The organism is Halodesulfovibrio marinisediminis DSM 17456 (assembly GCF_900129975.1).
In the GTDB taxonomy this organism is placed as follows: domain Bacteria; phylum Desulfobacterota; class Desulfovibrionia; order Desulfovibrionales; family Desulfovibrionaceae; genus Halodesulfovibrio; species Halodesulfovibrio marinisediminis.
This window is the reverse complement of the sequence record NZ_FSRG01000003.1, coordinates 324,792-337,242: the sequence shown is the minus strand read 5'-3', so window position 1 is coordinate 337,242 and position 12,451 is coordinate 324,792. Positions and strand designations below refer to the sequence as shown.

Genomic DNA, 12,451 nt, shown 5'->3' with positions numbered 1-12,451 from the left:
ATGGCAGACATAATTCACGACCGCCGTCCACCTGTGACAAAAACCGGTGCCCTTGGCTGGATACGCGCCAACCTGTTATTCCCATGGTACAACGCACTGCTTACCATCGTTGCAAGCTGGGCTATTTACTCCGCAGTTAAGCCGTTTATTAAATGGGCTATCGTAAACGCTACGATCACACTTGATCCAACAGTGGCTAAAGAATATTCCGGTGCCGCATGGGGCTTTATCCGTGATATGTGGCCCGTCTTTATGGTAGGTATCTATCCGGAAGAACACCGCTGGCGCCCTGCTGTTGCCCTGCTGATTGTACTGTCGCTGATCATGCTGACACTCGTCCGCAAGTTCCGCGGTACAAACTGGCTCTACACTCTATGGGGACTTTCTCCGATAGCGGTCTTCTTAATCATCCATGGAGGCTTGTTCACCGGATTGGAAGTAGTAGACACCCACTACTGGGGCGGGCTTATGCTCACACTTATTCTCGCCTCTGTAGCAATGTTGTTTGCATTTCCAATAAGTGTCCTGCTGGCGCTCGGTCGAACATCTGACATGCCGGTCATTAAGTCATTCTGCGTAGCATACATTGAACTGGTTCGCGGTGTACCACTTATTACCATTCTTTTTATGGCATCCGTAGTGCTCCCATTATTCCTCCCGACAGATGTTGAGCTGGACAAAGTGTTACGAGCCATGGTCGGTATCACAATGTTCTTTTCTGCCTACCTTGCAGAAAACATCCGCGGCGGTTTACAAGGACTTGGCAAAGGACAATACGAAGCGGCCGATGCCATTGGCATGGGATACTGGCAGAAAACAATACTCATCGTTCTGCCACAAGCTCTCCGCATTGTAATTCCACCGATGGTAAATAACTTTATCGGTATTCTTAAAGACACATCACTGGTTGGTATTGTGGGCTTAGTAGACCTGTTGCAGATTGCCTTTGCGACCACCTCAAACCCTAAGTGGTTTGGCAGACTGGAAGAAGCATACGTGTTTGTAGCACTCTGGTATTGGATACTCTGCTACACACTCTCCCGTTACAGCCAGCATCTAGAAAAGAAATACGCGTCCAAGTAGACAAGTAAGGATATAATTATGAGCCAAGTACATACAGCAACCCATCTTGCTGATAAGTCAGTCATTATTGAAATGGACGGCGTAAACAAATGGTACGACCAGTTCCATGTATTAAAAGATATCAACCTTCAGGTTCGCCAACAGGAAAAGGTGGTTATCTGCGGCCCTTCCGGCTCCGGCAAATCCACCCTGATCCGCACACTGAACCGTCTGGAAGAACATCAGGAAGGTGACATCATCGTTGATGGAACCACACTGACAAACGACACCAAAAACATCGAAGTAATTCGTCGTGAAGTAGGTATGGTATTCCAGCAGTTCAACCTATTCCCGCACCTGTCTATTCTGGATAACGTTACAATCGGTCCTGTATGGGTTCGTAAGATGCCACGTAAACAAGCTGAAGAAATTGCGTACACATTCCTTGAGCGCGTAGGCATCGGCGAGCAGGCAAACAAATTCCCCGGTCAGCTTTCCGGTGGACAGCAGCAGCGTGTGGCAATTGCCCGCGCGCTTGCTATGCAGCCAAAGATCATGCTTTTCGACGAGCCGACATCTGCACTCGACCCAGAAATGATTAAAGAAGTTCTTGATGTAATGCGTGAACTTGCAGATCAGGGTATGACCATGATCTGCGTTACCCACGAAATGGGTTTTGCACGCGAAGTTGCGGACACAATGGTATTCATGGATCGAGGCCAGATTGTTGAGTACGCACCGTCAAAAGAATTCTTCACCAACCCTCGCGAAGAGCGTTGTAAAGCATTCCTTGATCAGATTCTGAACCATTAAGATACAGTTTAGTCACAAAAAAAGAGAAGCCTCATGGCTTCTCTTTTTTTGTGCACAATCAGTATCATCACAACAAAACAGATTATAAAAAAAGATACCCCCTGCATACGTGACTTCATTTTACATCATGCAGGTGCCCGACAATGTTAATCAGGTTCAAAATAATATTCCCTGTTCTCGATTAAAGCGTCAGTGATCCTTTTGCAAAACAGCCTTATCTAGCTTCCCCCTACCATTTCCCGCCTGTCAGTTTTTTCCAGTCACCAAGGAAACTTGCAAGTCCTTTGTCCGTGAGCGGATGATGAACAAACTGCTGCAACACAGCAAACGGCACAGTAGCTACATCCGCACCTATTAGAGCAGCTTCCAACACATGCATAGGGTGACGTACACTCGCGACCAAAATTTTTGCAGTAAATCCGTAGTTGTCAAAAATGGTTCGAATATCTTCCACCAAGCTCATTCCGTTCTCGGCAATTGCATCAAGACGTCCGATGAACGGGCTTACGTAAGTTCCACCTGCCTTTGCAGCAAGTAACGCCTGCAATGGAGAAAAAATAAGTGTAACATTCGTATCGATACCTTCACTGGAAAGCGTTTTGACTGCCTTCAGTCCTTCAGGAGTCATAGGGATTTTTACAACAACATTATCGCCCATCTTTTTTAGATCATGAGCCTGTAAGATCATACCTGCGGCATCTTCTGCAACTACTTCCAAACTCACAGGTCCTTTTACCACCTCTAAAATTTCTTTTGCCCGATCGCGCCAATCCCCTCCCTCACGAGAAAGAAGTGTAGGATTAGTGGTCACACCATCAATCAAACCCTGATCAGCCGCAGTCCTAATATCTTCTATCTTAGCGGTATCAATAAAAAATCTCATAGTATCTCCTGAAGTTTTTTAGGAAGTACAACCGGCAACCCTATCTATACACTGTCTTCAGCACGTGCAGATAAGATAACCTTTCCATGCTTTTTTTATTTTTCGCTTGACTTTCTCGTCCGTTTTATTCAAAAGACATCTCGCACTTAGTAATCACGTTCTTCAGAACTTGGTTAGTGCATACAATTGATGGCGAGGTAGCTCAGTTGGTTAGAGCATGCGGCTCATATCCGCAGTGTCGGGGGTTCAATTCCCTCCCTCGCTACCATTAGACAAACTAGGATCATAGACTTCGTCTATGATCCTTTTTTATTGTCAAAATAATCCTTTACCCAAAATTAACTGACAGCAGCGTAATTCTCTCAAATATAACTTTAGGAGAAGAGATGAAACACATTCTTTTGCTGTTAATTGCACTTACCATCCCTAACATCGCAACTGCTGATCAAATAATTATTCTGGAAGATGATGCCCCAGATGTAATGGTTTATGACGACATCTCTGAGGAAGAAATCATAATCGATTCAGTCATCGATTATATTGATCCAAATGTCGTCATCATTGATGATAGACAAGAGCCAAACATCGTCATTATCGACGAAAGCCCTGAACCGGATGTAATTATTATCGACGATCGGCACGAACCGGACGTAGTCATTATTAACGACACATCTGAACAAGACATCATTATTATCAACGAATAGTGCTGTTGCTCTTTACCTTTAATGCCAAGACAATATCACCTACTGATGGCCTAACAAATCCTTCACGGCTTTTAATTACTATGACCCTTTTAAAGGGTCTTTTTTTACCTACACACCTCTTCCCAGAATATATCCCCGGCACCTTTACGTCATTTAGTATCCCAACCTACCCGCACTCATATTTTTAAAGACAATATCTAACCACCCGACCGGTTATAACTCTGCTCCCGCCACAACTGACGTGTTGACCTTACTGAGTGCGCTCTATAGAAAAACAAAAGCCACAACTCATAATCAGCTATACGCACCCTTGAGGAACTCTCCTCAATACACAAGGATAACCATGCTACATTCACTCAAAGCTGTTGTTTTCGACTTTGACGGAACCCTTGCGATCCCCACCATTGACTTTAATGAAATGAAACAACGGGCGTATGACGCAGTAAAAACAATCTACCCAAACCTTCCTGACCTTAACGGCCTCCCTCTTCTTGAATGGCTTGATATGGCAAAAAAACAGGCCGCAAAGGAAAACCTTTCCATCCTCGATGCAATGGATAAGGCGGCCATCAGCGCTGCTAAAGATGTTGAACTCGAAGCCGCAGCACGGAGCGATGTATTCACATGGACTCGAAACCTGCTTTCTGAATTGCGCAAAAGAGACATTACCCCTTGTATTGTTACACGCAACTGCACAGAAGCTGTCCGCATTGTTTTTCCGGATGTAGATCAATATTGCCCTGTAGTTCTCACCCGAGACGATGTCCCTATCGTAAAACCAGATCCAGACCACCTGCACAGAGCACTTGCTCTGGTTAGCTGCCTGCCTCATGAAGCAATCATGACTGGTGACCATTTGATGGATATTCATACTGGCAAAGCTACCGGAACCCTTACCGCAGGAGTCTGCACCGGAGAAGCCACCCGAGAAGAATTTGAAGCAGAAAACCCAGACTTTATAGCAGCAGACTGTTGGGATCTATTCTTGCAGCTTGCTAAATTTGAAAAATAAAAGCCAACACAAAAAGACAAGCAGCTACAACCACGCCTAATTATCACTGACTGACAAGTTTAACGCGGTACAATCACGCAGTACCCTCCCTAAAAGCTTATCAGGAGAATACCATGAAAGGCATACGGCTCTTGCTTCTTTTCTGGCTGACTATTTCTGCTATTTCAAATCCCGCATTTGCAACTGTTTCACCGAATCCGGCAACGGACTTCACAAAAGCAGCGAATGCCCAGTGGTTGGAAATTCTACCTTTTGCTAACGAACAGGATTTTAAGGATGCCGCAAAAGGGCTCATTACTCCGTTGCCAAACAACGGCATCATTAAAGATACCAAGGGGCGAGTTGTCTGGGATATGCAGGCATTCCAGTTTGTTCTGAAAGAAAAGAAAGCGCCTGACACCGTCAACCCTAGCCTATGGCGTCAAATGCAACTTGTCATGCAGGGTGGCTTATTCAAAGTCTGCGACAGGCTCTACCAAGTACGTAATGCTGACCTTTCAAACATGACGATCATTGAAGGGGATACAGGCATTATTGTCATAGACCCGCTCATCTCTGCAGAAACAGCAAAAGCAGCGTTAGATCTCTACTACACACATCGCCCCAAAAAACCGATTGTAGCGGTATTTTATTCCCATAGCCACGTGGACCATTTTGGTGGAGTACGCGGTATTATCGATGAAAAAGACGTTAGCGACGGTAAAATAAAAATCATCGCCCCAGAAGGTTTTACCGAAGCCGCCGTTTCAGAAAACATCTATGCGGGTAATGCCATGAGTCGCAGAGCCACATATATGTATGGCAACCTGCTTCCCCCATCTCCAAAAGGACAAGTAGGGGCAGGTCTTGGCACTACTACGTCTACTGGCACGGTTACTCTGATTCTTCCTACCGACCTCATTAAAGAAACCGGTCAAAAAATGACTATTGACGGACTTGATTTCGAGTTCCTCATGGCTCCGGGTTCTGAAGCACCGGCAGAAATGCACTGGTACGTAAAGCAGCTTAAAGCCATTTCTGCAGCTGAAAACTGCACCCATACCCTGCATAACACGTACACACTGCGTGGTGCCAAAATCCGCAACCCACTCGCATGGTCCAAATACCTCGACCAGACTATCCAGCTGTGGGGTAAAAATGCTGAAGTCCTCTACGCAATGCATCATTGGCCAGTATGGGGAAATGAAGCGGTTATTAAAAACCTTAAAATGGCTCGTGACGGATACCGATACATCAACGACCAGACCCTCCGCCTTGCCAACATGGGATACACTCCAGATCAAATTGCAGAACAAATCCGCTTCCCTGAAAAACTGGCTCAACACTGGGCAATGCGCGGCTATTATGGATCAGTATATCATAACGTCAAAGCTACATATGTGTTCTATCTTGGCTGGTTCGACGGCAACCCATCTAAACTGCACGTATTGTCTCCTGTTAAAGCAGCCAAAAAGTATGTTGAATACATGGGCGGAGCAAAAGAAGTCCTCTCCAAAGCACGCAAGGCCTACGAAAACGGCGAATACCGATGGGTAGCTGAAGTAGGTAACCACGTCGTTTTTGCCGACCCTTCCAACAAGGAAGCACGTATGCTCGTGGCAGATGCATTAGAACAACTTGGATATCAGGCTGAATCCGGCCCATGGCGTAACTTCTACCTTACTGGTGCACAGGAGTTACGAAACGGTGTGAAAGAGCTGCCTGCACCAAACACTGCCTCGCTGGATTTTATTCAGGCAATGGACACATCCATGTTGCTGGACTACACAGGCATTCGCCTCAATCCGGAAAAAGCCGCTGGGAAAAATATCATCATTAATCTAGTGCTTACTGACACCTCTGAAAAGTTCGTACTGGAACTTCAAAACTCAGCACTATCCAACCGGACTGGAGCAGCCGAAAACGCCGACCTCACCATCGAGATGCCGCGTGCACTATTGAATAAAGTATTCCTTAAAGAAACCACACTCGCAGATGCAGTCAAAACAAGCGAAATAAAAGTCACCGGCGACGAGAAAAAGCTTCACGCGCTTCTAGGAATGCTCGACAACTTCCCGTTCTGGTTCAACATCGTTACTCCAAACATACCGCTACCCAAAAACTAATAAAAAAAGGCACGACGGATAAACGTCGTGCCTTTTCTTTTGAAAGCAGAAGAATATTGATAACCGTTGATGAGATAATCTGCTTTCAATAAATTCTTTTTCTATCCAACCAGCAACAAACGGATACCGCCACCCCATATGGTTTTGTTAGCAAATTCACTTGCCTGAGCGCGATGTGCAATACCATGCAGTGCACCAACACGAATGTAATTTTTATAAATATCCCAATGCCCTCTATGAAGGAACTGTTCTGCAAGTGAGCATACATACTGAGATGGCAGCTCAATATTCCGTTCTGCAAGTGCAAAATCTACAAGCAGCGCATTAGGTGCAATTCGTTTACATTCACGCACGATCTGTTCTGCCACTTCCGGGTCAACCTGATGCAGCTCGAAGTTCACAATGCAAAGATCAAACGAATCGTCTTTTGCGCTCAAAAAAGAACGCCCCTCTTGCAGTTCCGTTTGAGAGCGCGCCAGCACTGAGTGCAACCCATCATGATTGAGGACTTCAAGTTGCTCAACAACGTTAGATAAGGCGTACGACAGCGCATCTGTATTCTCACCAATCACAAACACTCTACGGGCACGAGCCTTACGCACAAGTCTCACGGTTTGCTCGACCGTACTTGTGACAATTGTTTTCCATAAAAATGCTGTAATGGCTTTCACGCTAACTTCCTCTTCTTAAGACACACCATCTGCAAGCACCCGCTGAATTTCATCACGTACGACCTGCTTCACCTGTTCCATCTCCGGCAAGGCAGGTAACGTATCAAGCAGACGCACCATCAAACCACGTTCATCTAACAACCGCATAGAAGCACGGTACTCAAGTCCAAACACCCAACTGGATAACAGCAGTTTGAAATCATTAACGTACTGCATATCACCGTACTTTACAGATTCACCATTAAGAACATTGTACAACACCTCAGGGGTATACAGAGTTGCGCCCTCTTCCAGCCCCATGTTTACAACATCGTTCATCGAACCATCATGTGTAAAATTAGATACCAACACTGGAAAAATATCCAGCTTGTCACTATCGCGCACAATATGGGTGGCAACACGGATGTGTTCAGGAAGTGCTGAAGGCAGAACAAATTTATTATGCATGGCAACGACAGATCGTACAGCACGTTGAATTTCTACAGGCTCATGCCCCAACACCTGCTCATATTTTAAAATACGACAGCCAAGAATACCGTGATTCACAGATTCCCGATCGCTATAAGTTTTATACAGCCTGAACTGTTCAAACCGCCCTACGTCATGAAACAACGCACCAAGCAGCGTAATTTTCATCGTCATAGAATCCAGCTGCAACGAATCCACAATCTGTTTTGCATTCTCAAAGACCCGCAACGTATGATCGCGTTTTAAGTCGATATACTGCTGATCGTCGCTGCCAGCCTGCACATATCCTGCTACATACTGTGCAAACCATTCTTGATAGGTGGTGATATCTGGTGCCATGGCTATTCTGTATTACTTAAGATTTTTTCTCTGCTTCAATTTGAGCTCCAGCCTCACGCTCAGCTATCTCTGCCTCACGTCTAGCCTTTGCATCTTCATTCCACTCATCCCACTGTTTTTCCCTGAAAAAGCCTTTCGGTCCAAAAAGAACCCGCAGGTAGGTAATAATGAACATGAAAAAGATAAATATTAGCGCATATTGCCCGTACTTTGTGGAAATAAAGTTTGTTATGGCTTCGTCAAGACTCTTTGATTCAACAACACTCTGAAGCCACGATGAAAACTTTTCAAACACTCGAACCTCCTGTATTACACCTGCTCTTTGAATCCAAGCATAGCAGAATTAACTTCATACAACATCAAACTCGTACATATGAAAAAACATTCTTCTATTTTTTCAAAAGAGTACAAATAAGGACTTGGAAATCCTGTTGTCCCGATGTTTTGATTCTGCTACGTTCCTTTGATACTAACTAGTACCAGTTATTCCGTAAAACTAGTCCCATAAACCCTGTTCAAAAACCTTCCACAGTAGTTGCGAACCATGTCAGATTTTGTACATTTACACTGCCATACTGAATACAGCCTTCTTGATGGCGCTATCCGTTTAGGAGACCTTTGTCAAAAGGCTTCTGAGTTCAACATGCCTGCCGTTGCCATTACTGACCACGGCAACATGTATGGTGCCGTCTACTTTTACCTCATGGCTAAAAAAGCCGGTCTCAAGCCTATTATCGGTTGCGAAGTCTATGTTTCGCACGGTGACCATACAGACAAAGCCAGTGAGTTCGCCAAAAGGCGCTACCACTTGGTGCTACTTGCTAAAAACGAGAATGGGTACAAAAATCTTTGCAAAATCGTAACGGAAGGTTGTGTTAACGGCTTCCACTACAAGCCACGTGTAAGTAAAGAAGTGCTGCGCGAGCACAGTGACGACCTTATTGCTCTTTCCGCTTGTCTTGCGGGTGAAGTTCCTCGTTATCTGTTAAACAACGGCATGGAAGAAGCAGAAGAAGTCGCAAAAGAATACGCAGAAATTTTTCCTGACAGGTTCTACCTTGAACTGCAATCAAACGGGCTTAAAGAACAGGATGAGCTTAATGATAAGCTTATTGAGCTGTCAAAACGCACAGGGCTTCCGCTTGTGGCAACTAACGACTGCCACTACCTAAACGCCTCAGACGTTGAAGCGCACGACACCCTGCTTTGTATCCAGACCGGTGCAAAAGTGCAGGATGAAAAACGTATGCGCTTTGACACCACAGAACTGTACTACAAGTCTCCGGAAGAAATGAAGGCTGCCTTTGCCCATGTTCCGGAAGCTATTTCCAACACAGTCAAAATTGCAGATCAGATTGATATCGAGCTGACACTGGGCGAATATTACTTCCCTGAATACGACCTGCCTAAAGGCATGACCATGGCGGAAGAATTCAGCCGCATGTGCCGAGAGGGTCTGCAAAAACGTATTGATGTCGTTCCGTACGAAATTGATAAAAAAGTGTACTGGGACAGACTTGAGCTTGAGCTTAAAGTTATTAACGACATGGGCTTCCCTGCCTACTTCCTCATCGTACAGGACTTTATTAACTGGGCAAAGGACAATGGTATTCCTGTAGGGCCGGGTCGTGGTTCCGCTGCAGGTTCCATTGTCGCGTGGGCTCTGCGTATTACCAACCTTGACCCTATTCCGTATGACCTGCTCTTCGAACGATTCCTGAACGTTGAGCGTGTATCCATGCCGGATATCGACGTTGACTTCTGCGAACGCCGTCGTGGTGAAGTTATCCGATATACCATGGAGCAATATGGCGAAGACAAAGTTGCCCAGATCACGACCTTCGGTAAAATGAAGGCAAAAGCGGTAATTAAAGACGTTGCTCGTGCTCAAGGTCTAACATTCCAAGAAGGTGATAAGATATCCAAACTTATCCCTGATGAAATGAAAATGACCATCCAAAAAGCGTTGGCAGCGGAACCTGAGCTTGCAACTCTGTACCGCAACGATCCTTCCGTTACCAAGCTCATCGATATTTCCCTTCGTCTTGAAGGTCTCTGTCGTCACGCGTCCACCCACGCGGCTGGTGTTGTTATCTCCGACAAACCAATGGTTGAATACCTGCCATTGTACCGAGATAAAAAAGGCGGCAGGGTTACACAGTTCGATATGAAAAAGGTTGAAGAAGTCGGCCTTGTAAAATTCGACTTCCTCGGACTGCGTACCATGACTGTTATTCAGGATGCGGTCGATAACATCGGACTTGCAGGTAAGCCTCAACCAGACCTCGACACACTGCCATTCGATGATGAAGCAACATATGAACTTTACCAGCGCGGTGATACCGACGGTATTTTCCAGGTAGAATCGTCTGGCATGCGTACCTACCTGCGCATGCTCAAGCCAAGTTGTTTTGACGATATTATCGCGATGCTCGCCCTCTACCGACCGGGGCCTTTGAACTCCGGTATGGTAGATGAATTCATTAAGCGTAAACACGGCGAAGTGCCTGTTGTTTACCCACTTCCTTCTCTGGAAGACTGCCTGAAACCTACATACGGCGTTATCGTATATCAGGAACAGGTAATGCAGATCGCGCAGATTGTTGGCAACTACACTCTTGGTGGTGCGGACTTGCTACGTCGCGCAATGGGTAAAAAGATTGCGGAAGCAATGGCGCAGGAGCGTACCAAGTTCGTTGCCGGTGCTGCTGAAAACAATATTCCAAAAGAAAAGGCCGACGAAATCTTCGACCTCATGGAACAGTTTGCAGCATACGGTTTTAACAAATCCCACTCTGCTGCATACGCGCTTATCTCCTATTGGACTGCGTACTTAAAAGTTCACTATCCTGTAGAGTTCATGGCTGCCCTCATGACTTCAGAGATGGGCAACCAAGACAAGGTACTTAAATACGTTGCAGCTTGTCGCGACATGGGCGTTTCCGTTAAACAGGCAAACGTACAAGCATCCCGGCGACAGTTCACGGTGCATAACGGCGAAGTTATCTTTGGTCTCGGCGCTATTAAAACAGTGGGTGATGAAGCTATCCGCGAAATAGTCGAAGCTCGGGAAGAAGATGGCGAATTCCAATCCATGCTCGACCTTGCCTGCCGCGTTAACCTGAGAAAAGTTACCAAACGCGTACTGGAAAACCTCATCAAGGGCGGTGCAATGGACTGCTTCGGTGTTTCCCGCCGCGGCATGTTGGCAGCTTTGGACAACGTTGTTGCCAAGGCACAAAAGAAAGCCAAGGACAAAGATTCCAATCAAGTCTCCTTGTTCACCATGATCTCTGAAGAGCCGAAAGTTATCGGAGGCATCGGATTTGACTGTGAAGAACAGACCCTTGAAGAATTTGACGACGAACAGAAGCTGCGCTTTGAAAAAGATGCTCTAGGCTTCTACTTAACAAGCCATCCGTTGCAGCCTTTCCGTCGTGAATTACACCGCCTGCACTTGCAACCTCTGGAAGAAGCAGCCGACCTTGAGCAAGGTGCCGAAATCAAATGTGCAGTTCTTGTAACCGCCATGAAGGAACACATTACCAAGAAAGGAAGCAAAATGGCCTTCATGGATATTGAAGACCTGACTGCATCCGGCGAGCTTGTTGTTTTCCCTGAAGCCTATACCGAAGGCAAAGAACTTTTTCAGAGTGAACAGCCGCTTTTACTGACCGCCAGAATCAGCGACCAACAGAACAACGAAGATTCTGACGATGAAGATGCTGTAAAAGAAATTAAGCTGTTATGTGAGAAAGTTGAGTCACTCTCTGAAGCATGTCAGTGCAATCTTGAGCCGACAACAATTGACATACCACATAATAAACTTTGCGTTCAAGCCATCGCAGAACTTAAAGAAATTTTAGTAAAACATAATGGTCCCGTTCCGGTATACGTACGGGCCATGATCAGTGACTCTGATGCTATTTTTAGTCTGGATGAAGCATACTCTATTCATCCGGGCCCACAATTCGAAAAAGACTATGCCAATTGGAAAGGAGTTGTCCATGGCTAAAGGTATCTGGCGGCTTACTGTGCGTTCCGATTTTGCAGCCGCACACGCACTGCGCAACTATGATGGTAAGTGCGAAAATATTCACGGACACAACTTTGCTGTTGAAGCTGTGGTAGAAGGTGACAAGCTTTCTGAAGATGTTGAAATTCTGCTTGATTTCAAAGTAATGAAAAACAAACTGAAAGAAGTAACAGAGCTTATTGATCATAAAGATTTGAACTGCACACCTCCTTTTGACAAAATGAACCCTTCTTCTGAGAATCTTGCCCGCTTCATCTATCAAGAGCTTGGCAAGCGCATCGAGTCATACGGTGTGCGGGTCTACTCCGTAACTGTGTCTGAAAAAGCTGCACAGTCTGCGACCTATCTGGAGTTGTAA

The 12,451-nt window shown here is 45.7% G+C and carries 11 protein-coding genes and 1 tRNA gene; 8 read left to right on the top strand and 4 right to left on the bottom strand.

Translation table 11 applies throughout. The annotated features are described in order from the left end of the window. Both BUR09_RS01665 and BUR09_RS01660 read left to right on the top strand, forming a co-directional pair. Nucleotides 1-1,083: an amino acid ABC transporter permease gene (locus BUR09_RS01665; protein ID WP_074215223.1), complete on the top strand. Its 1,083-nt coding sequence runs from the start codon at nt 1-3 to the stop codon at nt 1,081-1,083. A gap of 18 nt (nt 1,084-1,101) precedes the next feature. Further along, nucleotides 1,102-1,875 (top strand): amino acid ABC transporter ATP-binding protein, encoded by a 774-nt coding sequence (locus BUR09_RS01660; RefSeq protein ID WP_074215222.1) that lies wholly within the window; start codon nt 1,102-1,104, stop codon nt 1,873-1,875. A 229-nt stretch (nt 1,876-2,104) separates the two neighbouring features. Here the strand turns inward: BUR09_RS01660 and fsa are convergent, their stop codons facing one another. After that, nucleotides 2,105-2,758, bottom strand: coding sequence for a fructose-6-phosphate aldolase (gene fsa, locus BUR09_RS01655; protein ID WP_074215221.1), 654 nt, complete (start codon nt 2,756-2,758; stop codon nt 2,105-2,107). A 191-nt stretch (nt 2,759-2,949) separates the two neighbouring features. On the opposite strand from fsa, the gene BUR09_RS01650 reads away from it, so the two are divergent. The 4 genes from BUR09_RS01650 to BUR09_RS01635 all read left to right on the top strand — a co-directional run bounded on the left by BUR09_RS01650 (nt 2,950) and on the right by BUR09_RS01635 (nt 6,579). Continuing rightward, a tRNA-Met gene (locus BUR09_RS01650) sits at nt 2,950-3,026 on the top strand. A gap of 118 nt (nt 3,027-3,144) precedes the next feature. Then, nucleotides 3,145-3,462, top strand: coding sequence for a hypothetical protein (locus BUR09_RS01645; RefSeq protein ID WP_074215220.1), 318 nt, complete (start codon nt 3,145-3,147; stop codon nt 3,460-3,462). Between the two features lie 343 nt (nt 3,463-3,805). Beyond that, nucleotides 3,806-4,474: an HAD family hydrolase gene (locus BUR09_RS01640; RefSeq protein WP_074215219.1), complete on the top strand. Its 669-nt coding sequence runs from the start codon at nt 3,806-3,808 to the stop codon at nt 4,472-4,474. 113 nt (nt 4,475-4,587) lie between these two features. Beyond that, entirely contained in the window at nt 4,588-6,579 is a 1,992-nt protein-coding gene (locus BUR09_RS01635; RefSeq protein WP_074215218.1) for an alkyl/aryl-sulfatase, read from the top strand. Nucleotides 6,580-6,680: 101 nt separating this feature from the next. Here BUR09_RS01635 and BUR09_RS01630 read toward each other — a convergent pair whose 3' ends face one another. The 3 genes from BUR09_RS01630 to BUR09_RS01620 are packed head-to-tail and all read right to left on the bottom strand — an operon-like array spanning nt 6,681 to nt 8,352. Beyond that, complete coding sequence (locus BUR09_RS01630) at nt 6,681-7,250, bottom strand: class I SAM-dependent methyltransferase (protein WP_074215217.1); 570 nt, start codon at nt 7,248-7,250, stop codon at nt 6,681-6,683. A 15-nt stretch (nt 7,251-7,265) separates the two neighbouring features. Continuing rightward, entirely contained in the window at nt 7,266-8,057 is a 792-nt protein-coding gene (locus BUR09_RS01625; protein ID WP_074215216.1) for an HD domain-containing protein, read from the bottom strand. Between the two features lie 16 nt (nt 8,058-8,073). Further along, a complete protein-coding gene (locus BUR09_RS01620) occupies nt 8,074-8,352 on the bottom strand; it encodes a hypothetical protein (protein ID WP_074215215.1) in 279 nt (92 codons plus the stop codon). A gap of 249 nt (nt 8,353-8,601) precedes the next feature. Here BUR09_RS01620 and dnaE point away from each other — a divergent pair, with 249 nt between their 5' ends. After that, nucleotides 8,602-12,072, top strand: coding sequence for a DNA polymerase III subunit alpha (dnaE, locus tag BUR09_RS01615; protein ID WP_074215214.1), 3,471 nt, complete (start codon nt 8,602-8,604; stop codon nt 12,070-12,072). Beyond that, nucleotides 12,065-12,451, top strand: coding sequence for a 6-pyruvoyl trahydropterin synthase family protein (locus tag BUR09_RS01610; RefSeq protein WP_074215213.1), 387 nt, complete (start codon nt 12,065-12,067; stop codon nt 12,449-12,451). Before dnaE ends, BUR09_RS01610 begins: the two co-directional genes overlap by 8 nt.